The organism is Streptomyces sp. CNP082 (assembly GCF_059570535.1).
In genome coordinates, this window is the sequence record NZ_JCANSZ010000065.1 from 15,119 (window position 1) to 37,995 (window position 22,877).

Below are 22,877 nucleotides of genomic sequence, written 5' to 3' on the forward strand. Positions count from 1 at the left end.
GCGTGCCCGCAGGGTGGCGTTAAGCGTACTGACGGCGTGTGGGGGGAAGGACCGCGCCGACGCCCATACCGTGGTCGGTCCGGGCCCGTGCCGCCGTTCCGCCACGTACTCGCCCCCGCATCCGCACCCGTACACCCGCATCCGTACACCCGCATCCGCGAACCCGCACCCCGACGCAGCCGCCCGAGCCCCGCGGAGGTCCCGCAACCGTGCCAGCCACGTCCGAGAAGCGCAGGCGCTGGGGTCTGCGGATCGCCACCGCGCTGTCCCTGCTGCTGCTGGCCACCGCCGGGGCCGGGTACGTCATGCTCAACTCCATCGACTCCGGCATCGGCCGGGTCGACGCCTTCGGCGGGCTCTCCGACCGCCCCCGGGAGGGGCACGGGCTCAACTTCCTCGTCGCCGGCGTCGACCGGCGCGACAGCGTGAGCGACGCGGAACGGCGCAAGCACCGCCTCGGCGGCGTGGCGTGCAACTGCACGGACGCGCTGATGCTCGTCCACCTGTCGCGCGACCGCGGGCGCGCGAGCGTGGTCAGCATCCCGCGCGACAGCTACGTCGACCTGCCGCCGCACACCAACCGCGCCCTCGGCGAACGGCGCAGCACGCACCCGGCGAAGGTCAACGCCGCGTACACGCACGGCGGCCCGCCGCTGACCGTACGCGCCGTGGAGAAGCTGTCCGGGGTGCACATCGACCACTACGTGGAGATCGACTTCGCGGCGTTCATGAAGACGGTGGACGTGGTCGGGGGCGTGCAGGTGTGCACACAGCGCCCGTTGCGCGACAAGTACTCCGGCCTCGACCTGCCCGCGGGCACCAGCCGCCTCGACGGCGGGCAGGCGCTGGCGTACGTACGCGCCCGGCATCTGGACGGCGCGTCCGACATGGGCCGGATGCAGCGCCAGCAGCGCTTCCTGGCCGCCGTGATGGACAAGCTCACCGGCACCAGCGGCCTGATGAACCCGCTGCGCTTCCGCGAGGTCGGCTCGACGCTGCTGGGGTCCGTGCGTACGGACGCGGCGCTGGACACAGGCGCGGTGTTCGCCCTGGGCAAGGCGCTGCACGGGTTCTCGCCGGAGTCGTCGGATTTCGTGACGGTGCCGGTGGCGGACATGGGCCACGAGGTGCCGGGGCTCGGCGCGACGGTCAGGTGGGACGAGGAGCGGGCCCGGCGGCTCTTCGACAGGCTGCGCGAGGACCGGCCGCTGAAGGAGCCGCGCGGGGGCTCGGACGGCGGCGACGGCAGGAAGGCGGCGGCCGGCCGCCAGGAGAAGGGGAAGGACAAGGACGAGGGCAGGGGCGGGGCGACGCCGGTGGAGGTGCCGCCGGAGCGGGTCCGGGTGCACGTGGCGAACGGCACGGTGGAGAACGGCCTCGGCGGCCGGGTGGACCGGACGCTGACCCGCATGGGCTTCGCCACCACCGGCGCGGCCACGACGGCGGTGCCCACGGACCGCACGGTCATCACGTACGACCCGCAGTGGGACCGCTCGGTGCGCTCCCTGGCCGCGGCCTTCCCGCACGCGAAGCTGAGCCCGGTACCCGGCCACGGCGGGCTCATGACGGTCACGCTGGGCGGGGACCACGAGGAGGTCCACCGGGTACGGCCCGCGGACCCGATCCTGGACGGCGCGGACGTCTGGTCGGCGGTCACGGGCGACGAAGTCCTCTGCACCTGACACCGCTCCACCCCACACCGCTGCAACGCTGCCGCGGTATGTGACGCCGCTGCACGAGACACCGCTGTATGTGACGTTTCCCACGGAGCCGCGAAGCCGGGCGGCCACGTGCGCCGCCGCGGCAGGCAGCGGGCCCGGCGTGCGGGACGGTGCGCTCCCGGGGCGTGCGCGGTCCCGTACGCCGATGTGGCGCACGCCTCCGGCCGCACGCCCGGCCCTCGTAGGTGCCTCGTCCGCCCCCGCGCGAGCCGTGCCCGCGGCGCACGCCCCCGCGGCGGTGCGCCCGCCCCGCCCCGCGCGCCCTGGCGTCAGGCGGATTCGCGGCGGGCGCGCAGGTTCTTGATCGCGCGCCGGCGGGCGAGCCGGTGGGTGCGCCGGATCTGGGCCTCCTGGCAGCGCCGCTCGTCACGCTCCGTCTCCGGCGCGACCGGCGGGACCGGGCGCGGGCGCCCCTGGTCGTCGACCGCGGCGAAGACCAGGTACGCGCTCGCGACCTGCTTCGCCGGCGTCGACTCGTTCCACCGCTCGGCCATCACCCGCACCCCGACCTCCATCGAGGTCCGACCCGTCCAGTTGACCTGCGCCAGCACATGCACCAGGTCCCCGATCCGCACCGGCTCCAGGAACACCATCTCGTCCATCGACGCCGTCACCGCGGGCCCGCCCGAGTGCCGTCCCGCGACCGCCCCCGCCACGTCGTCGACCAGCTTCATGATCACGCCGCCGTGCACGGTGCCGAGGAGGTTCGTGTCGTTCGCCGTCATGATGTGCGACAGCGTGGTGCGGGAGGCGGAGGTGGGTTTCGCCTCGTCCGCCGCCTGACGTGCCTGATCGTTCATGCGTGTCACTGTATGCGGCGCGCGGCTTTGCATCAGAACCGCTACAAGCCAGGCCCGATTCGGAACCCCCCTTCAGGTCGGCCGCGCGGACAGGGCACACTTCCCGCATGAGCGACTGGCCCGAGGGATGGACCGCAGACAGCCGGGACCGGTACGGGCGCGGCAGCCGCGCCTCCGACCCGGAGCCCCACCGCGTCATGCCCGTCGTGGGCGGCGGGGTGCCGCCGCAGCGCTCCCGGGGCTACGCGGACGAACACGCTCCGTACGACGACGGCTACAACGAGGGGCAGGTCTACCGCAGCGGCGGCGGCGAGCCCCCCGGCCCGTACGGCGACGACGGCAGCCGCAGCCCGGCTGGCGGCCCCGGCAAGCCGCCGCCGAACTGGCGCAAGCGGATCAAGATCGGCGCCATCGTCGCGCTCGTCATCCTCATCGTCGTGCCCACCGTCACGTACTTCTGGGCGGACTCCAAGCTCCGCCGCGAGGTGGACCTCAGCAAGGTCGAGGACCGCCCGGACGGCCAGGACGGCACGACCTACCTCATCGTCGGCTCCGACAGCCGCGAGGGCCTGTCCAAGGAGCGGCAGGACGAGCTGCACACCGGCTCCGTCGAGGGCAAGCGCACCGACTCGATGATGATCCTGCACACCGGTGACAACGGGAACACGATGGTCAGCCTCCCGCGCGACTGGAAGGTCACCATCCCGTCCTTCACCGGCTCCGAAACCGGCAACCGCATACCGGACCAGAAGCAGAAGATCAACGCGGCCTACGCCATCGAGGGCCCCGAACTGCTGGTCCGCACGGTCGAGTACAACACCGGCTTGAAGATCGACCACTACGCCGAGATCGGCTTCGGCGGCTTCGCCAACATCGTCGACGAGCTCGGCGGCGTCGAGATGTGCTTCGACGAGGCGGTCAAGGACAAGAACTCCGGCGCCGACTTCGAGAAGGGCTGCCAGAAGCTCGACGGCGCCGAGGCGCTGGCCTTCGTCCGCAACCGCTACGCGCTGCCGGGCGGCGACCTGGACCGCACGAAGAACCAGCAGAAGCTGCTGTCGAAGCTGGCCAGCGAGTCCGCGAAGATGACGACGATCCTCAACCCGTTCAAGCTCTACCCGACGATGGGCGCAGGGCTGGACTCGCTGATCGTCGACAAGGACATGAGCCTGTACAACGTGCTGCAGATGTTCTGGGCCATGAAGGGCGTCTCGGGCGGCGACGGCAAGCAGATGAACCTGCCGGTCGTCTCCGGCGGCAACGACCCCACGCTCGGCTCCGTGCAGGTGTGGGACGAGCCGAAGGCCAAGAAGCTCTTCGAGCAGTTGAAGAACGACGAGAAGGTCACTGTGTCGGCCAACTGAGCAAGGCGGCCAACTGAGCAAGTTGATCAGTCGGACGGGACCCCGGCCCGCGGTGGGCCGGGGTCCCGTCGTCGTACGCCTGCGCCGCCCCCGGCGCGCTCAGCGCACCACGGTGAACGCCTCCGCCGTCCGCGGCGGGCGCTCCCGCGGCGGGGCCGCCGCGTGGCCCACGGCCACCGCGCCCATCGGGTCCCAGTCCGCCGGCAGGTCCAGCACCTCGCGGACCACGTCCCGGCAGAACATCGTGGACGACACCCACGCCGAGCCCAGTGACTCAGCCGCCAGCGCGACGAGGAAGTTCTGCACCCCGGCCCCCGTGGCGACGACGAACATCTCCCGCTCGGCGGCGTTGCGCCGGTCGTCGGGGTAGGTGTGCGAGCCGTCCATCACCAGGCAGGGGACCACCAGATACAGGGCGTTGCGCAGCACGTCGCCGCGGCGGATCCGCTTGGCGATGGACTCCTCCGTGTAGTTGCTCAGCTCCCGCAGGTCGCGGATCCACGCCTCGCGCATCGCGTCCAGCAGCTCGGTCCGCGCCGCCTGCGACTCCAGCAGCACGAACCGCCACGGCGTCGTGTGGTGCGGTGCCGGCGCCGTCACCGCGGCGGCCACCGCCCGCCGCACCGCCGCCGGGTCGACGGGCTCGGCGGTGAACGCGCGCACCGTACGCCGCTGCGTCACCGCCTCGCGGACCGCCTCCGAGGTGCCGAGGCGGAACATGTCCTCGGCCGGCTCCCGCACCAGCGCCCGCGCGCCCGGCCCGTCCTCCTCGCCGGCCGGGGCGACGAGCTGCGGCAGCCCGCTGAGCACCGCGACCGGCAGCCCGCCGGCCTTGCCCTTGACCAGCTCGCCGGCGGCGGCCAGCTCGTCGGCCACGGCGACGATCGTGCCCTCCAGGGCGTTGCCGTACGTGTCCGGGGCGCCGCGCAGGTCGTCCAGCACCCGCACGCCCGCGGAGCCGATGGCGACATCGGTGACGCCGTTGCGCCAGGGGCGGCCGAAGGTGTCGGTGACCAGGACGCCGACGTTGACGCCGAGGGCCGCGCGCACGCCGGCGCGCAGCGCGCGGGCGGAGGCGTCGGGGTCCTCGGGGAGCAACAGGACGGTGCCGGCGGGGGTGTTGGAGGCGTCCACGCCGGCGGCGGCCATCACCAGGCCGTGCCGGGTCTCGACGATACGCAGCGGGCCGCGGCGGGCGACGAGGCGCACGGTCTCCTCGTCGATGGCGGCCTCCCGGTCGCCGGGGACGGCGGTCTGCCGCACCCGGCCCTCGGCCTTGCTGACCACCTTGGAGGTGACGACGAGGATATCGCCGTCGGCGAGCGGGGGTCCGGCGAGGCCGCTCGACGAGGTGGCCGCGGCGGCGACGAGCGCGGCCAGGTCGTCGCCGGGGCGCACCTCGGGGATGCCGGGCAGGGCCCGTACGCGGAACTCCGCGACCGGCGCCGCGCCGCCGGCCTCCGGATCCGGACCCGCACCCGTCTCCGTGCCCGTGCCTGTACCCGCCGTCATGCCCGTACCTCCTGAGCCAGCTCCAGCGCCGCCGCGGCCATCCGCGCGGTCGCGTCCGTGTCCCGCATCATCAGCGGCACCGCCCGGCAGCGGATCCCGGCGGCCTCCACTGCCGGCACCGCCGCCGTGTCCACCTCGTCGACCAGCCAGCCGTCGATGAGCCCGGAGCCGTAGTGCAGGGCGACGGCCTCGGCGGTGGTCTCGACGCCGACGGCGGCCAGCACCTTGTCGGCCATGCCGCGCACCGGGGCGCCGCCGACGATGGGGGACAGGCCCACGACGGGCACGTCGGCGTCGGCGATGGCCTCGCGGATGCCCGGCACGGCGAGGATCGTGCCGATGCTGACGACGGGGTTGGACGGCGGGAAGAGGACCACGTCGGCGTCGCCGATGGCCTCCAGCACGCCGGGCGCGGGCTTGGCCTGCTCGGCGCCGACGGGCACCACGGCGAGCGCGGGCACGGAGGCGCGCAGCCGCACCCAGTACTCCTGGAAGTGGATCGCCTTGCGCTCGCCGTCCACCTCGACGGCGACGTGCGTCTCGACCCGGTCGTCGGTCATCGGGAGCAGCCGGACGCCCGGCCGCCAGCGGTCGCACAGCGCCTCGGTGACGGCGCTGAGCGGGAAACCGGCGCCGAGCATCTGGGTGCGCACGATGTGGGTGGCGAAGTCGCGGTCGCCGAGCCCGAACCAGCCGGGGCCGACGCCGTACGCGGCGAGTTCCTCCTTGACGGTGAACGTCTCGTCGGCACGGCCCCAGCCCTGCCCCTCGTGGATGCCGCCGCCGAGCGTGTACATCACGGTGTCGAGGTCGGGGCAGACCTTGAGGCCGAACAGATGGATGTCGTCGCCGGTGTTGCCGACGACGGTGACGTCCGCGTCCGGCTCTGCCTGCTTCAGGCCGCGGAGGAACCGGGCGCCGCCGATCCCGCCGGCCAGTACAACGATGCGCATGGCGCCCAGTCTTGCAGGCCGGGCTCAGGGGCGGGCGGGCTCATACGTCCGGCGGCCGGCGCAGCACGCGGTGTCGCGCTGGTCCTGGTGCATCGGCATCTCGGTGAGGGCGGGGAAGTAGACGTGCAGGCTGACGGCGGGGGCCAGCGCGTCGTTGACGACCTCGTGGACGTACCCCGGCGCGAAGAATCTCTGCGCGCCCGGCGCGAGGATGCGCGGCGTGTGGTTCGCGCGCTCCGTCAACTCCCCCTCCAGCATGGTGAGTACGCCGGAGGACGGGCCGTGGCCGTGCGCCCCGCTGCGCTGTCCGGGCAGCCAGCTCAGCAGCCACACCTCGTAGCCGGGGCCGGTACGCAGCCGGTGGTACCAGCGCGTGACGGGGTCGTAGTCGACGAGCGGCGCCCAGGCGTTCCGGTCGGCGGCGAGCGCGCGGGCGAGGCCGGCGAAGTCGGCGACGGTGACGGGGTGCGCGGGCGGGGGCGGGAGGAGGTGCGGGAAGGCGAGCGGGTCGCCACCGACCTGGATGTCGCTGAGCATGGGGCTCGGGAGTCCTTGGCGTGTGTGGTGCGCGCAGAGGGTTGCGCGAGGAGGCGGTGGGTGGGGCGTGGGGGCGCCTGCGGTGCAGGCAGCAGGGGGCGGAGCTGGAGCCTCAGCGGCTACAACAGCTCGGACACTCCTCGCTCGGCCGGTACGGCCACGGGCCCGACATGCGCATCAGCAGAGCGGATCCGGGCGGTGGTTGTCAACTGGATGCCGGCGTTCCGCGCAGGGATTCACACCTTCCGGTTGCCGGCCGTGGCGAAAGGTTTATTCACCCCGTTGTACGGAGAGACGGCGACCAACCGCAGACGGCCGTCGGGGCCGGGGTGCCGTTGTGCATCCGTGACGCGACTGTGATCTTCTTCGCTTTGCCGGGCGGGCCGCAACGACGCCGAAGCCCCGATCGTCTCCCTCGGCAGGGGTACCTGCCGGGGCCGCGGTCTATCGGACTGTCATGGTCTTGGCCGATATGAACACTATTCACGAGGGCTTGGTGCCGCAGGGTGAATAAGAGGTCCAATAGCAGATCCCGGCTTGACTGTGCCAGAGCGGCGTACCTGTAATTTCACACGTGTCCGTTCAGGCGATTCGGTAACGGCAACATCACGGGGAAGCAAAGACGAGGGGCGCAGATGACCGAGCTGTTCCAGCAGGTGCTGGTCGAGGAGGCGGACGAGGAGCTCGGGTGGCAGGAGCGCGCCTTGTGCGCCCAGACCGACCCCGAATCCTTCTTCCCGGAGAAGGGCGGATCCACGCGCGAGGCCAAGAAGGTCTGCCTCGCCTGTGAAGTCCGGTCCGAGTGCCTGGAGTACGCCCTCGCCAACGACGAGCGCTTCGGCATCTGGGGCGGCCTGTCCGAGCGCGAGCGGCGCCGGCTGAAGAAAGCGGCGCTGTAGCCGGCCGCCGGGTGGCCCGGCGCGCCGAGCGCGGCGCCGGAGCGTTCGTGCGGGGCGTGCGCCCGGCGCCCGTGCGGCGTACGTGACCTCGGCGGAACCCGGCGGCGGCCTGGGGATCGTCCGCCAAGTCGCCCTGTGACGGAGGGACCCTCTAGTGTGGGGCACCGTCCACGACAGCCGCCACATTCCCGGGAGGTGACCCGGACTCCGCCAGGGGTCCGCACCTCGATGTCCGAGCACAGCAACGCTGACTACGCGGCCGGCTACCCGGCCGCCGCAGCCGACGCGGCAGGCCGGCCCGGGACGGCCACGGCCGACCCCGGCGGCGGCGCCCCCGCCTTCCCCCGGCACGTCGTCACCGCCGTGCTCGTCTCGCACGACGGCGAGCGGTGGCTGCCCGACGCGCTCGCGGCGCTCACCGCGCAGGAGCGCCCCGTGCAGAACGTCATCGCCGCCGACACCGGCAGCGCCGACGGCTCCGCCCGTATCCTCACCGAAGCCCTCGGCGCCGAGCGCGTGCTCCACCTCGCCCGCCGCACCGGCTTCGGCACCGCCGCCGCCGAGGCCGCGCGCACCGCGGGCGTGCTCACCCCCGACCAACTGCCGTACCTGCGCCGGCCCAGCGGCTGGGACCCCGTCAGCCGCAGTTGGCGCGACGACGCGTACGACATGCCGGAGTTTCCGCACGGCGAGCCCGTGCAGTGGCTGTGGCTGCTGCACGACGACTGCGCCGCCGAGCCCGACGCGCTCGAAGCGCTGCTCCGCCTCGCCGACGACACGCCCTCCGCCGCGATCATCGGCCCCAAGCTGCGCGGCTGGTACGACCGCCGGCAGTTGCTGGAGGCCGGCGTCTCCATCGCCCACAGCGGTCGCCGCTGGACCGGCATCGACCGCCGCGAGCAGGACCAGGGCCAGCACGACGGCATCCGCGACGTGCTCTCCGTCTCCACCGCCGGCATGCTCATCCGCCGCGACGTCTTCGACCAACTCGGCGGCTTCGACGTCCGGCTGCCCCTCATGCGCGACGACGTCGACCTGTGCTGGCGCGCCCACCGCGCCGGCCACCGCGTCGTCGTCCAGCCCGACGCCGTCATGCGGCACGCCGAGGCAGCCGCCCGTGAGCGGCGCTCCATCGACTGCATCGGCAGATCCGGGCAGACCGGGAAAGGGGCGAGCCCGCACCGCGTCGACAAGGCCGGTGCCGCCTACACCCTCCTCGTCAACTCCTCCGCGGCGGCCCTGCCGTACATCACCTTCCGGCTCGTCCTCGGCACCCTGCTGCGCACGCTCGCCTACCTCGTCGGCAAGGTCCCGCGCCAGGCCCTCGACGAGGTCGCCGGCCTCGGCGCCGTGCTGCTGAGCCCGCACCGCATCGCCGCCGCCCGCCGCAGACGGGGCAACCTCCTCGGTAAGGCAGCCGTACCGCCAGGCGACCTCAAGCCGCTCTTCCCGGGCCGCGGCGCGACCATCCGCGTCACCGTCGAGCAGGTGTTCAGCAACTTCAGCGGGCGCTCCGAGCCCGAGCTGTCCGGCGGCGGCCGGCACGGCGGCGCCGTCGAGAGCGGCCCCGGCGACGACGACGCCGACTTTCTCCAAGTCGAGCAGTTCGCCCGGCTGAAGCGGGTGGCGCGCAAGCCGGGTCCTGTGCTCTTCGCCGTCCTGCTGCTCGTCGCCCTCATCGCCTGCCGCGAGCTGCTCGGCGGCGGCGCCCTCATCGGCGGCGCGCTGCTGCCCGCCCCCGCCGAGGCCGGGGACCTCTGGGCGTCGTACGCCGACTCCTGGCACCCCGTCGGCACCGGCGGCACCCAGGACGCGCCGCCCTACCTGGCGCTCCTCGCCGGCCTCGCCGGCCTCCTGTTCGGCAGCACCAACGCCGCCCTGACCCTGCTGCTCGTCTGCTCGGTGCCGCTGGCCGGCTTCACCGCGTACTTCGCCTCCCGGCCGCTCGTCAGCTCCCGCCTGCTGCGCGCCTGGGGCAGCGTCGCGTACGCCTTCCTGCCCGCCGCCACCGGCGCGCTCGCCGCCGGCCGCATCGGCACCGCGGTGCTCGCCGTGCTGCTGCCGCTCCTCGCCCGCGCGGCCGTCGCCGCGAGCGGGCTGCGCGGCCGGGCGAGCTGGCGCGGCGCCTGGGCGTACGCGCTGCTGCTGACCGTCACCACCGCCTTCACGCCCGTCGTCTGGCCGCTGGCCGGCTGCCTGGCCGCCGCGCTGGTCGCCTTCAGCGTCGTGCGCGGCGAGAGCCCCGTCGGCCCCGTCGGTCACGGCCTGCGGCAACTGGCCGTCCTGATCACCCCCATGGTGCTCCTGGCGCCCTGGTCGCTCGAGCTGCTGACCGGGCCCTCCCGCTTCTTCTCCGAGGCCGGGCTGGAGACCGACGCCGACGTGAGCCCCCTCGGCCTGCTGCTCGCCTCGCCCGGCGGCCCCAACGCCGGCGGCGGCGTGCTGCTCGCCGGCGTCGTGCTCGCCGCCATGGCCGCCCTGCTGCGCTCCGACCGGCGGCTGCCGGTCGGCGCCGCGTGGGCCGTCGCCGCCCTCGCCGGGCTGCTCGCCGCGGCCGGCGCGGGCGACGGCTGGACCGGCCCGCAGACGCTCGTCTACGGGCTGGCGCTGCTGACCGCCGCCGTCATCGGCGCCGACGGGGCCCGCCACCGCGTCGCCGAGCAGTCCTTCGGCTGGCGGCAGCCGGCCGCCGCGCTCGTCGCCGTCGCCTGCGCCGTGGGGCCGCTGGTGCTGGTCGCGGGGTGGATGTGGCGCGGCGCCGACGGGCCGCTGGAGCGCGGCGGCGCCGACCAGGTGCCGGCGTTCGTCGCGGAGGAGAGCCGCACGCCGGACCAGCCGCGCACGCTGGTCGTCGGCGGGTCGGCCGGCGAGGTCGAGTACATGCTGGTACGCGGCGCGGGCGCCCGCCTCGGCGACGCCGAGCTGGCCGCGGCCGACGGCGGCAACTCCCGGCTCTCCGGCACCGTTTCCGGGCTGGTGGCCGGCTCCGGCGCCGACCAGTCGGCCGAGCTGGGCGCGTACGCCGTGCGCTACGTCCTCGTACGCAACGACGCCCCGCGCGCCTTCGGCCGCGTACTCGACACCACCCCCGGGCTGACCCGGCTCAGCCAGCAGGACGGCGGCGCGCTGTGGCGCGTGGACGTCCGGGTCTCGCGGGTCACCGTGGTCGAGGGCGGAGACGAGAGCGCCGGGACCGCTGCCAGCGAGCCGGTGCCCGTGGCCGCGGGACCCGTCGAGGTGCACACGGACCTCAAGGAGGGTCCCGAGGGCCGGGTGCTGCGCCTCGCGGACGCGGCGAGCGCCGGGTGGCAGGCCACCCTGGACGGCGAGCCGCTGAAGGCGACGACGGTCGACGGCTGGGCGCAGGGCTTCGAACTGCCCGCCGGCGGCGGGCGGCTGGACGTCACGTACGACACCGCCGTGACGCATACGACGTGGACCTGGGCGCGCGGCGCGGCGCTGCTCGTCGTGCTGGTGCTGGCGCTGCCCGGGCGGCGGCGCCACGTGGACGACGACCTGCCGGATGCGGGCGCGCCGGCGGTGCCGGCGCAGGCGCTTCAGGGCGACGGCCGGCGCGCACGGCGGCTGCGGGCGGCGGCTGCCGCGGCGGAGGGCGCGGACGCGGGCGGCGGGGCGGACGCGGGCGCGGACGCGCCGGGTGCGGCGCCCGAAGCGCCCCCGATGCCGCCGATGCCGCCCGGCTCTCCCGGCGCTCCCGACGAACAGCCGGCCTGGGCCGCGGCGCCGGTGCCGGGCGCCGGGCAGGCGGAGCAGGGCTACGCGGACACGGGGGTCGCCGACCCGTACGCGGCCCCGCCGCAGGGCTACGAGTGGGACGGCACCGGCTACGGCCAGCAGTACGGCGGGACGTCGTACGAGGCGCCCTACGAGCCGCAGTACGACGCCGGTGCGTACGCGGGCGAGCAGCAGGGCGGACAGCAGCCCGCGCAGGGCTACGGCGGGCAGGACCCGTACGGCGCAGAGGGGTACCCCGGCCCGTACGACGACCAACGGACCTACGGCGCGGGCGCCGAGCGGGACGGGAGCGACAACGCGTGAAGACCGGCCCCCTCTCCCTGATCGCCGCCGCGGCAGCGCTCGCCGTCACCGCCGGCGTCGCCACGCTCACCGTCCCCGGCGACGAGGACGACGGCGCCACCGCCGCACCCGCCGCGGCCCGTATCGCCGTCGAGCGCACCACCCTGCTGTGCCCGCAGCCCGGCGACACGGAGCTCGGCGAGACGACGTACACCTCCTTCGTGCCCCCGGGCGAGGGCGACGACGGCAGCGCAGAACTGCTGTCCGCCACAACGGAGTCCGAAGCCGCCGGAGAAGAAGCCGCCGAAGAAGAGGAGAAACAGGGCGACGGCGGCGACGGGAAGGACGGGCAGAAGGAGAAGGACGCACCGCAGAAGGACGACGCCCCCGACCCCGTCGCCCCCCTGAAGCGCGCCGGCACCCCCGCCGCGGCCACCACCGACGAGACCGGGGCCCCCGCGCTCGTCGGCACCGCGGAGGGCGACTTCGCCCCCGGCTGGAGCGTGCAGCAGACGACCCTCGTCACCGCGGGCGACGGCCGCGGCCTGTCCGGCGCGCGCTGCACGGCGCCCGACAGCGAGTTCTGGTTCGCCGGCGCCAGCACGATCGACGAGCGCCGCGACTACGTCCAGTTGACCAACCCCGACGACGAGGACGCCATCGTCGACCTGGAGCTGTTCGACAAGGACGGCCCGGTCGAGAGCGAGACCGGCGACGACATCCGGGTCCCGGCCCGCTCCAGCGCCTCGGTGCTGCTCTCCACGCTCACCGAGGAGCCGTCGATCAACGTCGCGGTGCACGTCGCCGCCCGCTCGGGCCGCGTCGGCGCCGCCGTGCACGCCGTCGACGAGCAGCTTGGCGGCGACTGGCTCCAGCCCGTCTCCGCACCCGCGCCGGGCGCCGTCCTCCCGGGCATCCCCGGCGACGCCACCTCCGTGCGCCTCGTCGTCTACGTCCCGGGGGAGGACGACGCCGACCTCGCCGTGAAGCTCGCCGGACCCAACGGCTCGATCACCCCCGCCGGATACGAGTCGGTGCACGCCAAGAGCGGCATGACGACGGCGATCGACATGCAGAAGCTCACGCAGGGCGAGGTGGGTTCGCTGATCCTGGAGCCGGAGGACGGCAGTACGGCACCCGTCGTCGCCGCCCTGCGCGTGACCCGCGGCAAGAACACCGAGCAGGAGATGGCGTTCATCCCCTCCTCGATGCCCGTCGAGTCGCGCGCCACGGCCGCCGGGAACTGGGAAGGGGCCGCGACGCTGTCCCTGACCGCCCCCGACAAGGCTGTCGAGGTCAAGGTGACCGCGTCGCCGGGCAGCGAGGGCGGCGAGGCCGCGGAGGAGACGTACACGGTCAAACCCCGCACCACCCTCACCGTCGAGCCCCCGAAGGCGTCCGGCACCAAGGGCACCTTCGCGCTCACCGTCGAACGCGCCTCGGGCGGCCGGCTCTACGCCTCGCGCACGCTTCAGACGAAGGAGGACGGCATCCCGATGTTCACGATCCAGACCCTCCCGGACGACAACAGCATGGTCGAAGTCCCGGACGCCGAGCAGGACCTGGGCGTCCTCACGGACTGACGCGGGGCGCCGCGGTCACTCCTGGCCGTAGTGCGGATCCACCGACTCCGGGGCGACGCCGAGGAGTTCGGCGACCTGCTCGACGATCACCTCGTGGACCAGCAGCGCGCGCTCGTCGCGGTTCTTCGTGCGGATCTCGACGGGGCGGCGGTAGACGACGATACGGTCCGGGCCCTCGCCGCCCGTGACGAGCTTGCCGAGCGGCACCCCGCCGTCGTCCTCCCAGCCGGGCGGGCCGCTGTCGCGGCCGGGGACGTCGAGGACGGCGAACTCGACGCCGGCGAGCTGGGGCCAGCGGCGTTCGAGGCGGGTGGCGGACTCGTGCACCAGGTCGACGAAGGCGTCCGCGCGGCTGAGCGACAGCGGCACCTGCGGCGGCGCCACGGGGCCCCGCATGCCGCGGCCGTGGCGGTCGCGGGTGCGGCCACGCGGGTGCGGCGGGGGCTCGGGGGGCGTCGCCTGCCGTTCTGTGTGCTCCATCACCGATGAGCGTAGCCCGCGCCGGGCCCGCCGCAGTCCATCCCGGGGCAACCCCGGGAATGTCGCGAAGTGAACGGTCGGCGCAGGAATCGGCCCGCAGATGAACGACCCGAAGTCCGCCGAAACCGGTGGGATTGACACGATTTGCAGCCAGGGATGATCACTTGCAACGTCGTACCCGCCGCCGATGTGACCGATGTCGCAGGTCAACTCGGCCATACGCGCCGTGCTTCGCGCAGCACGGCAGGCGACACGGGTGGGTGACGCGGCGACGAGTCGTCGCGGCCCGCTCAGGAGTGCGGTACCGTCCAACATCGTGAGCCCTGTACGTCGCTGTTCGCGCACCGCATGCGGCCGTGCCGCCGTCGCGACGCTCACTTACGTCTACGCCGACTCCACCGCCGTCCTCGGCCCCCTCGCCACCTACGCCGAGCCGCACTGTTACGACCTGTGCACGGAGCACTCCGAACGGCTCACCGCCCCGCGCGGCTGGGAAGTCGTCCGGCTCGCGGTCCCCTCAGGCCCCGCGCGGCCCAGCAGCGACGACCTGGAGGCCCTGGCCAACGCCGTACGCGAAGCGGCCCGCCCGCCCCGCGCGGCGCCGGACGGCGACGGCATCACCGCCCCGCGCGCCGCGGCCCCCGGCGGCCGGGACGCGGACCCCATGGAGGTCGCCCGCCGCGCCCACCTGCGGGTGCTCCGCTCCCCGGAAGCCTGACCACCGCCCTCCCCGCCGCCCGCCGCCCCGGACGGCGCGTGCCCGCCTCATCGCGTACTGTGCAAGCCTCAGGCAGCGTGCGAAGGGCGGTATCCCGTGACCGATCTCTCGACGATCGTGAAGGCGTACGACGTACGCGGCGTCTTCCCCGAGCAGCTCGACGAGCCGCTCGTCGAGCTCTTCGGCGCCGCCTTCACCGAGACCACCGGCGCCGACCGGATCGTCATCGGCCATGACATGCGCCCCTCGTCGCCCGCGCTGGCCGCCGCCTTCGCGCGCGGCGCCGCCGCCCGCGGCGCGGACGCCGTCCTCATCGGTCTGTGCTCCACCGACCAGCTCTACTTCGCCAGCGGCCATCTCGGCCTGCCCGGCGCCATGTTCACCGCCAGCCACAACCCCGCGCGGTACAACGGCATCAAGATGTGCCGCGCCGGCGCCGCCCCCGTCGGCCGGGACACCGGCCTCGCCGAGATCCGCGCCAAGGTCGAGCGGTGGCAGGCCGAGGGCCCGCCCGCGCCCGTCGCGGAGCCCGGCGGCGTCACCGAGACCGACCTCCTCGCCGACTACGCCGCCCACCTGCGCTCCCTGGTCGACCTCAGCGCCGTGCGCCCGCTGAAGGTCGTCGTGGACGCCGGCAACGGCATGGCGGGCCACACCGTGCCCAGCGTCTTCGCGCCCCTGCCCGTCGATGTCGTCCCCCTCTACTTCGAGCTGGACGGCACCTTCCCCAACCACGAGGCCAACCCGCTCGACCCGAAGAACATCACCGACCTGCAGGCCGAGGTCCGCAAGACCGGTGCCGACGCCGGTCTCGCCTTCGACGGCGACGCCGACCGCTGCTTCGTCGTGGACGAGAAGGGCGACCCGGTCCCGCCGTCCGCGATCACCGCGCTGGTCGCCGCGCGCGAGCTGGAGCGCAACGGCGGCGGCACGATCATCCACAACCTGATCACGTCCTGGTCCGTGCCCGAGGTCGTCAAGGAGCACGGCGGCACCCCCGTGCGCACCCGCGTCGGCCACTCCTTCATCAAGCAGGAGATGGCCAGGACCGGCGCCATCTTCGGCGGCGAGCACTCCGCGCACTACTACTTCCGCGACTTCTGGAACGCCGACACCGGCATGCTCGCCGCGCTCCACGTCCTCGCCGCGCTCGGCGGCCAGGACGGGCCGCTGTCGCAGCTCGTCGCCGCCTACAACCGGTACGCGGCCTCCGGCGAGATCAACAGCACCGTCGACGACCAGGACGGGCGGCTGGCGGCGGTCAGGGCCGCGTACACCGGACGCGAGGGCGTCACGATCGACGAGCTGGACGGGCTGACGGTCACCGGCGACGGCTGGTGGTTCAACCTGCGGGCGTCCAACACGGAGCCGCTGCTGCGGCTGAACGTGGAGGCGGGCGACGCGGAGACGATGGCGCGGGTCCGGGACGAGGCGCTGGCGCTGGTACGGGGCTGAGCGGCGGGCGCGGCCGGAGAGACACCGCAGCCGGCCGGTAACCGGTAAGGGGCACGGCCCCATGGACGTACGGCCCTTACGCCCCCGCCCCCGCCCCCGCGCACGTGGGCACGCCCGCGCGCAGGCGGGCCCGTACGCCCGGCGGTAGGCTGGCGGCTGCCGCTCGCACGCACAGCCGAGCCCAGCACCGCCGCAGCCAGCCGAAGGGGACGCACATGCCGGTCGACGCCAGCCTCCTGGAGATCCTCGCCTGCCCGGCGTGCCACGCCCCGCTGCGCGAGAGCAAGGACGGCGCCGACGGTGACGCCGCCCCCGGCGAGCCCGAGCTGCAGTGCACCTCCGACACCTGCGGCCTCGTCTACCCCGTACGCGACGAGATCCCCGTCCTGCTCGTGGACGAAGCCCGCCGCCCCGCCTAGGCCCCCGCCGCCATGCTCGACGAGTCGCTGCTCGACGACCCCGGGGAACTCGGCCGCGCCGACGCCCGCGGCCTGCTGCGCTCCGCCGCCCAGGCCGGCGCCCAGATGCGCATCGCCACCCGCCAGGCCGCCGAGTCCGACCTCGCCAGGGTGCAGCCGGACGGCCGCCCCCGCGCGCTGCTCGTCGCCGGCCCAGGACCCGTCGCGTACACCACCGCCGACCTGCTGCGCGCGCTGACCGGCGGCGCCTGCCCCGTCACCGCCCTGCGCCCCACCGGCGCCCGCCCCGAGCCCAGCGCCCTGAACTGGGCGCTGCCCGGCTGGGCAGGCCCGTACGACCTGCTGCTCATCACCACCGACTACGGCCGCGAACCGGGTCTCACCGCGCTCGTCGAGCAGGCGTACCGGCGCGGCTGCACCGTCGCCGCGGTCGCCCCCCGCACCTCCGCGGTCACCGAGATAGTCACCTCCCGCGGGCTCGCGATGCCGCTGCTGCGCGCCCCCGGCGAGCAGATCGAGACCGGCGGCCTGTGGCCGCTGCTCACCCCGCTGCTCGCGCTCGCCGACCGCATTGGTCTGATTTCCGCCCCCGACGACGTCCTCTCCCGGGTCGCCGACCGCCTCGACATCGTCGCCGAGCGCTGCGGGCCGGCCATCGAGACGTACGCGAACCCCGCCAAGACGCTCGCCGCCGAGCTGGCCGAGTCGCTGCCGCTGCTGTGGAGCGAGGGCTCTGTCGCGGGCGTCGCCGCGCGCTACTTCGCCCGCCAGCTAGCCGCCGTCGCCGGCCGCCCCGCGCTGCCCGCGGCGCTGCCCGACGCACTGGCCGCGCACGGCATGCTGCTGTCCGAGGCGTTCACCTCCGGCGCCGACCCCGACGACATCTTCCGCGACCGCGTCGAGGAGCCCGCGGCGCTCCGCGCCCGCATCGTCCTGCTGTACGACGAGTCCACCGACGCCGCCCGCACCCCGAGGCAGGCCGCCCCCGCGGTCCGCGAGCTGGCCTCCGCCCAGGGCACTCCCGTCAGCGAGCTGGAACCGTCCGACGGCGCCCCCCTGGAGGCCGCCGGCGAGCTGATCGCCACCGCCGATTTCACCGCCGTTTACCTCGCCCTGGCTGCAGGTTCCGCATGATCCGTATGAAGATGGCCATATGGACCGCCTGAACAACACCGTCCGCCCGTACGCCTGGGGCTCCACCACCGCCATCCCCGAGCTGCTCGGCACCGACCCCACCGGCGAGCCGCAGGCCGAGCTGTGGATGGGCGCCCACCACGGCGCGCCCTCCCGCCTCGACCGCGGCGCCGGCCCCGTCCCCCTGGACCAGGTGATCGACGGTGACCCCGAGGCCGAGCTGGGCCCGGCGGCCGTGGCGCGCTTCGGGCCCCGGCTGCCCTTCCTGCTCAAGGTGCTGGCCGCCGCCGCCCCGCTGTCCCTGCAGGTCCACCCCGACCTCGCCCAGGCCCGCGTCGGCTACAGCGAGGAGGAGGAGCGCGGCGTGCCCGCCGACGCCCCCGAGCGCAACTACAAGGACGCCAACCACAAGCCCGAGCTGATCTGCGCGCTCACCCTCTTCGAGGGCCTGTGCGGCTTCCGCCCGGCGGCCGACGCCGCCGGCCTGCTCGACGGCCTCGGCGTCGACGGCCTCAAGCCGTACGCCGACGCGCTGCGCGCACAGCCCGAACAGGACGCGCTGCGCGAGGTGTTCGCCGGCGTGCTGCGCGCCGACCGCGACGAGCTCGCGCCCACCGTCGAGGCCGCGGGCCGGGCGGCGGAGAAGCTGGGCACCAGTAACTCCCCGTACGCGGCCGACTACGCCGCCTACGGCGCCCTGGCCCACTCCTGGCCCGGCGACCCCGGCGTCATCGCCGCCTTCCTGCTCAACGTCATCAGGCTGCAGCCCGGCGAGGCGCTCTTCCTCGGCGCCGGCGTCCCGCACGCCTACCTCGACGGCGTCGGCGTCGAGATCATGGCCAACTCCGACAACGTGCTGCGCTGCGGTCTCACGCCCAAGCACGTGGACGTGCCGGAGCTGCTGAAGATCGTCTCGTTCACCCCCGGCGCCCCCGACGTGCTGCGCGCCGGTCCCGACGGCGGCTACGCCGTACCCGTGGACGACTTCCGCCTCCACCGCCACGACCTCGACGAAGGCCCCGTCACCGTCGCCGCCCCGGCGGCGGGCGCGGGCCCGCAGATCCTGCTGTGCACCGACGGCAGCGCGGAGCTGACCAACGCCGCCGGCGAGCACCTGGCCCTGCACCGCGGCGAGTCCGCCTTCATCCCGGCCGCGGACGGCGAGCTGCACGCCACGGGCTCCGGCACCCTCTTCCGCGCCACGACGGCTGCCTGACACCGGCCGGATCCGCGCGCCCACCGCGGGTTGTCCACAGCCTCTTATCCACAGCCGCGGACGGCGGGGCTTGCGTCCCCCGGCCGCGGTGCTGACACAATGTGCCGCCGTGACAGGGCGCGGCCTCCCGCCGCGCCCCGCGGAAGACGGAAGGGAACCGGCGGCACATGGCTGCAGGCGGCGGTACGAAGGCGATCCTCGCGGCGCTCGGCGCCAACTTGTCGATCGCGGCTGCGAAGTTCGTGGCATGGGCCTTCAGCGGCTCGTCCTCCATGCTCGCCGAGGCCGTGCACTCCCTCGCCGACTCCGGCAACCAGGCGCTGCTCCTCCTCGGCGGCAAGCGCGCCACACGAGCGGCCACGAAGGAGCACCCCTTCGGCTACGGCCGCGAGAGGTACGTCTACGCGTTCCTCGTCTCCATCGTGCTCTTCTCCGTCGGCGGCCTCTTCGCGATCTACGAGGGCTACCACAAGATCCAGGACCCGCACGAGATCGACCACTGGTACTGGCCGGTGGGCGTCCTCGTCTTCGCGATCATCGCGGAGTCCTTCTCCTTCCGCACCGCGATCAAGGAGTCCAACGAGGTACGGGGCGGCCAGGGCTGGTGGGAGTTCATCCGCCGCGCCAAGGCCCCCGAGCTGCCCGTGGTGCTGCTGGAGGACCTCGGCGCGCTCGTCGGCCTGATCCTGGCGCTCGGCGGCGTGGGCATCGCCCTGGCCACCGGCGACGGCGTCTGGGACGGCATCGGCACGGTGTGCATCGGCGCCCTGCTGCTGATCATCGCCGTCATACTCGCCACCGAGACCAAGAGCCTGCTCCTCGGCGAGGGCGCCAGCGACGCCGACGTGGAGGCCATCGCCACCGCGCTCGTCGACGGCGAGGCCGTCACCCAGGTCATCCACCTCAAGACCCTTTACCTCGGCCCGGACGAACTGCTGGTCGCCGCGAAGATCGCGGTGCAGCACGACGACACGGCGGGCCAGGTGGCACGCGCCATCGACGCCGCGGAGGCACGGGTGCGCGAGGCGGTGCCGCTGGCGCGGATGATCTACCTGGAACCGGACATCGCCCGCACACCGGCGGACACGTAACGCCGTCACGGGCCCGCGTCAAGCACCCGCGGGAGCCCGCACGCCCGCTTCCCGGCCCGCCTGTCCCACCGGCTGTCCGGTCCGCGGGATGGCCGGTTCCCGTTGCCCACAGGCCCCCCGCGGCGGGGGCAGCCTGCGGTAGATTCGTGGGGCAGAGCCAGACGTCGCTGCTGATGGCGATCGGGTGGCCCGCCAGCGGGCCGGCCGAGGGGGAGAGAGGGCCTCCGGCGGACTGAGCTGCAGAAGGGACCGGTGTGTCCGCACACGTGCGGACACACACGCGCCGCGCGCACGTCCCGTCTGCGCTCAGGGAATCCGACCACCCTCAAGGAGTTGCGACGTGACTTCCACGACCACCGCCACGAGCCCGGACTTCAAGGTCGCCGACCTGTCCCTGGCCGCGTTCGGCCGCAAGGAGATCCAGCTCGCCGAGCATGAGATGCCCGGCCTCATGGCCATCCGCAAGGAGTACGCCGAGGCCCAGCCGCTCGCCGGCGCCCGCATCACCGGCTCGCTCCACATGACCGTGCAGACCGCGGTCCTCATCGAGACCCTCGCCGCCCTCGGCGCCGAGGTCCGCTGGGCCTCCTGCAACATCTTCTCCACCCAGGATCACGCCGCCGCGGCGATCGCCGTCGGCCCCGACGGCACCCCGGACAACCCCCGCGGCATCCCCGTCTTCGCCTGGAAGGGCGAGACGCTCCAGGAGTACTGGTGGTGCACGGAGCAGGTCCTGACCTGGCCCGGCACCGCCACCGGCGGCCCGAACATGATCCTGGACGACGGCGGCGACGCCACCCTCCTCGTCCACAAGGGCGTCGAGTTCGAGAAGGACGGCAAGGTCCCCTCGCCCGACACCGCGGAGAGCGACGAGGAGCGCGTCATCCTCGAACTCCTCACCCGCACCGTCGCCGAGACCCCGCAGAAGTGGACCCAGCTCGCCTCCGAGATCCGCGGCGTCACCGAGGAGACCACCACCGGCGTCCACCGGCTCTACGAGATGCACCAGGGCGGCACGCTGCTCTTCCCCGCCATCAACGTCAACGACTCGGTGACCAAGTCGAAGTTCGACAACAAGTACGGCTGCCGCCATTCCCTCGTCGACGGCATCAACCGCGCCACCGACGTCCTCATCGGCGGCAAGACCGCGGTCATCTGCGGCTACGGCGACGTCGGCAAGGGCTGCGCCGAGTCCCTGCGCGCCCAGGGCGCCCGGGTCATCATCACCGAGATCGACCCGATCTGCGCCCTGCAGGCCGCCATGGACGGCTACCAGGTGGCGCGCCTGGAGGACGTCGTCGAGACCGCCGACATCTTCGTCACCGCCACCGGCAACAAGGACATCATCCTCGCCGACCACATGCGGCGGATGAAGCACCAGGCGATCGTCGGCAACATCGGCCACTTCGACAACGAGATCGACATGGCCGGCCTCGCCAAGCTGCCGGGCATCGTCAAGGACGAGGTCAAGCCGCAGGTGCACACCTGGACCTTCCCCGAGGGCAAGGTCCTCATCGTGCTGTCAGAAGGCCGCCTGCTGAACCTCGGCAACGCGACGGGCCACCCGTCGTTCGTCATGTCCAACTCCTTCGCGAACCAGACGATCGCCCAGATCGAGCTGTTCACGAAGACCTCCGAGTACCCGACCGGCGTCTACGTGCTGCCCAAGCACCTCGACGAGAAGGTCGCCCGCCTCCACCTCGACGCCCTCGGCGTCCGGCTCACCGAACTCCGGCCGGAGCAGGCGTCGTACATCGGCGTGAAGGTCGAGGGCCCGTACAAGCCGGACCACTACCGGTACTGAGCCACTACAGGTACTGAGCCACCGAACCACCCCGCCGCCCGCCCGGAACTTCCGGGCGGGCGGCCACGCGTCGCGGGAGAGCCCGCCGCGTAAGGTGCCGGACATGCCGCGCGGACGCTATTCCCTCCACGACCCGTACGACGGCACCCCGCTGGGCGACGAACGCTTCCACTGCGCCCCCGGCGCCTCCGGCTGGCGCTACACCGCCCAGACCACCGCCCCCGACGGCACGGTCACCGGCTCCGTCGACCTCACCATCGACCACCTCGGCCGCCCCGTCCGCCTCGAACTCCACGCCGGCGGCTGGCAGGTCCGCGGCGCCGCCCTGGACGGCATCACCTGGGTCCGCTCGGACCCGACGGGCAACGACGCCCGCGAGGGCAACGCCCGCGCCCTGGGCTTCACGGGCACCTCCCCGGCGTTCCTCATCGCCACCACCCGCCTCCTCACCACACCCCCCACCCCAACCCGCGCCCCAACCCCCCAACGCCTCCGCCTCGTCGCACTCACCCACCCGGTCCTCGCCCCGCGCACGGTGGACCAGGCGTGGACCCGCACGGGAGAGGACACCCACGAGACCGACACCGGCCCGCTGCGGGTGGTGAACTACCAGGTCAGCGACCTGGAGACGGGCGAACAGCACGGGGTCCACATCGCCGGCGACGTGGTCTTGGCGGCCCCCGGCGTCGAACTCGAAGAACTCGACACCCCGCCCAACTCCTTGGACGACTGAGGGCGATTCGCATCGCACGCGGTTGACCTGGTACTGTTCACGTCGCTCGAGCAGGAGGGCACCATGACTCCGAAGCAGAGCACTCTCTGAACTACCCGATCGGGAGCGGGAATTCGCACCGGAAAGGGTCTGGTAAGGTTCAGAACACCGAAGGGAAACGCCCGGAGAAGCCCGGTGAGGGTTTTGAAGGTAGTGTCCGTTCTTTGAGAACTCAACAGTGTGCCAAGTAATTGATGCCAAGTGTTTGATGTAGTGACACAGCAGTAGCGAGGCAGACTCGTTCTGTAGTGCTGCATTCTTTTGTATGCATTTACGGAGAGTTTGATCCTGGCTCAGGACGAACGCTGGCGGCGTGCTTAACACATGCAAGTCGAACGATGATCCGGTTTCGGCCGGGGATTAGTGGCGAACGGGTGAGTA

General features: G+C 73.5%; 18 protein-coding genes and 1 rRNA gene. 14 read left to right on the plus strand and 5 right to left on the minus strand.

All coding sequences use genetic code 11. From position 1 onward, the window contains the following. The first annotated feature begins 209 nt into the window (after positions 1 to 209). Positions 210 to 1,682: an LCP family protein gene (locus B124_RS32335; protein WP_496506576.1), complete on the plus strand. Its 1,473-nt coding sequence runs from the start codon at positions 210 to 212 to the stop codon at positions 1,680 to 1,682. A gap of 308 nt (positions 1,683 to 1,990) precedes the next feature. Here B124_RS32335 and B124_RS32340 read toward each other — a convergent pair whose 3' ends face one another. Then, on the minus strand, positions 1,991 to 2,521 hold the full coding sequence (locus B124_RS32340) for an acyl-CoA thioesterase (RefSeq protein WP_496506577.1): 531 nt from the start codon (positions 2,519 to 2,521) through the stop codon (positions 1,991 to 1,993). A gap of 197 nt (positions 2,522 to 2,718) precedes the next feature. Between B124_RS32340 and B124_RS32345 the strand changes: the two genes are divergently transcribed. Beyond that, positions 2,719 to 3,885 (plus strand): LCP family protein, encoded by a 1,167-nt coding sequence (locus B124_RS32345; RefSeq protein ID WP_496506592.1) that lies wholly within the window; start codon positions 2,719 to 2,721, stop codon positions 3,883 to 3,885. 99 nt (positions 3,886 to 3,984) lie between these two features. Here B124_RS32345 and B124_RS32350 read toward each other — a convergent pair whose 3' ends face one another. The 3 genes from B124_RS32350 to B124_RS32360 are packed head-to-tail and all read right to left on the minus strand — an operon-like array spanning position 3,985 to position 6,887. Then, a complete protein-coding gene (locus B124_RS32350) occupies positions 3,985 to 5,397 on the minus strand; it encodes a coenzyme F420-0:L-glutamate ligase (protein ID WP_496506578.1) in 1,413 nt (470 codons plus the stop codon). Then, positions 5,394 to 6,350, minus strand: a complete 957-nt coding sequence (cofD, locus tag B124_RS32355) for a 2-phospho-L-lactate transferase (protein ID WP_496506579.1) — start codon at positions 6,348 to 6,350, stop codon at positions 5,394 to 5,396. The genes B124_RS32350 and cofD overlap by 4 nt, the downstream gene beginning before the upstream one ends. Before the next feature lie 24 nt (positions 6,351 to 6,374). Continuing rightward, entirely contained in the window at positions 6,375 to 6,887 is a 513-nt protein-coding gene (locus tag B124_RS32360) for a cysteine dioxygenase (protein WP_496506580.1), read from the minus strand. A gap of 635 nt (positions 6,888 to 7,522) precedes the next feature. Between B124_RS32360 and B124_RS32365 the strand changes: the two genes are divergently transcribed. From B124_RS32365 to B124_RS32375, 3 genes are all read left to right on the plus strand, one after another. Then, positions 7,523 to 7,786, plus strand: a complete 264-nt coding sequence (locus tag B124_RS32365) for a WhiB family transcriptional regulator (protein ID WP_018840771.1) — start codon at positions 7,523 to 7,525, stop codon at positions 7,784 to 7,786. 228 nt (positions 7,787 to 8,014) lie between these two features. Continuing rightward, positions 8,015 to 11,845: a glycosyltransferase family 2 protein gene (locus B124_RS32370; protein WP_496506581.1), complete on the plus strand. Its 3,831-nt coding sequence runs from the start codon at positions 8,015 to 8,017 to the stop codon at positions 11,843 to 11,845. Further along, a complete protein-coding gene (locus B124_RS32375; RefSeq protein ID WP_496506582.1) occupies positions 11,842 to 13,407 on the plus strand; it encodes a DUF5719 family protein in 1,566 nt (521 codons plus the stop codon). Before B124_RS32370 ends, B124_RS32375 begins: the two co-directional genes overlap by 4 nt. A gap of 15 nt (positions 13,408 to 13,422) precedes the next feature. On the opposite strand, the gene B124_RS32380 is transcribed toward B124_RS32375, so the two are convergent. Beyond that, entirely contained in the window at positions 13,423 to 13,803 is a 381-nt protein-coding gene (locus tag B124_RS32380) for a metallopeptidase family protein (protein WP_496506593.1), read from the minus strand. Between the two features lie 400 nt (positions 13,804 to 14,203). Between B124_RS32380 and B124_RS32385 the strand changes: the two genes are divergently transcribed. The 9 genes from B124_RS32385 to B124_RS32425 all read left to right on the plus strand — a co-directional run. Further along, complete coding sequence (locus B124_RS32385) at positions 14,204 to 14,605, plus strand: DUF3499 domain-containing protein (protein WP_496506583.1); 402 nt, start codon at positions 14,204 to 14,206, stop codon at positions 14,603 to 14,605. A 96-nt stretch (positions 14,606 to 14,701) separates the two neighbouring features. Next, positions 14,702 to 16,060 carry a phosphomannomutase/phosphoglucomutase gene (locus B124_RS32390; protein WP_496506584.1) on the plus strand — a complete coding sequence of 453 codons (1,359 nt, stop codon included), beginning with the start codon at positions 14,702 to 14,704 and terminating at the stop codon, positions 16,058 to 16,060. A gap of 215 nt (positions 16,061 to 16,275) precedes the next feature. Next, positions 16,276 to 16,479 (plus strand): Trm112 family protein, encoded by a 204-nt coding sequence (locus B124_RS32395; protein ID WP_496506585.1) that lies wholly within the window; start codon positions 16,276 to 16,278, stop codon positions 16,477 to 16,479. Between the two features lie 12 nt (positions 16,480 to 16,491). Continuing rightward, entirely contained in the window at positions 16,492 to 17,613 is a 1,122-nt protein-coding gene (locus B124_RS32400) for an SIS domain-containing protein (RefSeq protein WP_496506586.1), read from the plus strand. 19 nt (positions 17,614 to 17,632) lie between these two features. Further along, positions 17,633 to 18,829 (plus strand): mannose-6-phosphate isomerase, class I, encoded by a 1,197-nt coding sequence (gene manA / locus B124_RS32405; protein ID WP_496506587.1) that lies wholly within the window; start codon positions 17,633 to 17,635, stop codon positions 18,827 to 18,829. Positions 18,830 to 18,996: 167 nt separating this feature from the next. After that, complete coding sequence (locus B124_RS32410) at positions 18,997 to 19,920, plus strand: cation diffusion facilitator family transporter (protein ID WP_496506588.1); 924 nt, start codon at positions 18,997 to 18,999, stop codon at positions 19,918 to 19,920. 340 nt (positions 19,921 to 20,260) lie between these two features. Continuing rightward, complete coding sequence (gene ahcY, locus B124_RS32415) at positions 20,261 to 21,724, plus strand: adenosylhomocysteinase (protein ID WP_496506589.1); 1,464 nt, start codon at positions 20,261 to 20,263, stop codon at positions 21,722 to 21,724. 103 nt (positions 21,725 to 21,827) lie between these two features. Next, positions 21,828 to 22,457: a hypothetical protein gene (locus tag B124_RS32420; protein WP_496506590.1), complete on the plus strand. Its 630-nt coding sequence runs from the start codon at positions 21,828 to 21,830 to the stop codon at positions 22,455 to 22,457. Positions 22,458 to 22,766: 309 nt separating this feature from the next. Further along, positions 22,767 to 22,877 (plus strand): 16S ribosomal RNA (locus tag B124_RS32425); the annotation flags it as partial.

Coding starts and splice junctions, on each gene's coding strand:
- B124_RS32340 (WP_496506577.1), bottom strand. CDS start 2,521: ATGAACGATCAGGCACGTCAGGCGGCGGACGAGGCGAAACCCACCTCC.
- B124_RS32345 (WP_496506592.1), top strand. CDS start 2,719: ATGCCCGTCGTGGGCGGCGGGGTGCCGCCGCAGCGCTCCCGGGGCTAC.
- B124_RS32350 (WP_496506578.1), bottom strand. CDS start 5,397: ATGACGGCGGGTACAGGCACGGGCACGGAGACGGGTGCGGGTCCGGAT.
- cofD (WP_496506579.1), bottom strand. CDS start 6,350: ATGCGCATCGTTGTACTGGCCGGCGGGATCGGCGGCGCCCGGTTCCTC.
- B124_RS32360 (WP_496506580.1), bottom strand. CDS start 6,887: ATGCTCAGCGACATCCAGGTCGGTGGCGACCCGCTCGCCTTCCCGCAC.
- B124_RS32365 (WP_018840771.1), top strand. CDS start 7,523: ATGACCGAGCTGTTCCAGCAGGTGCTGGTCGAGGAGGCGGACGAGGAG.
- B124_RS32370 (WP_496506581.1), top strand. CDS start 8,015: ATGTCCGAGCACAGCAACGCTGACTACGCGGCCGGCTACCCGGCCGCC.
- B124_RS32380 (WP_496506593.1), bottom strand. CDS start 13,803: ATGCGGGGCCCCGTGGCGCCGCCGCAGGTGCCGCTGTCGCTCAGCCGC.
- B124_RS32395 (WP_496506585.1), top strand. CDS start 16,276: ATGCCGGTCGACGCCAGCCTCCTGGAGATCCTCGCCTGCCCGGCGTGC.
- B124_RS32400 (WP_496506586.1), top strand. CDS start 16,492: ATGCTCGACGAGTCGCTGCTCGACGACCCCGGGGAACTCGGCCGCGCC.
- manA (WP_496506587.1), top strand. CDS start 17,633: ATGGACCGCCTGAACAACACCGTCCGCCCGTACGCCTGGGGCTCCACC.
- B124_RS32410 (WP_496506588.1), top strand. CDS start 18,997: ATGGCTGCAGGCGGCGGTACGAAGGCGATCCTCGCGGCGCTCGGCGCC.
- B124_RS32420 (WP_496506590.1), top strand. CDS start 21,828: ATGCCGCGCGGACGCTATTCCCTCCACGACCCGTACGACGGCACCCCG.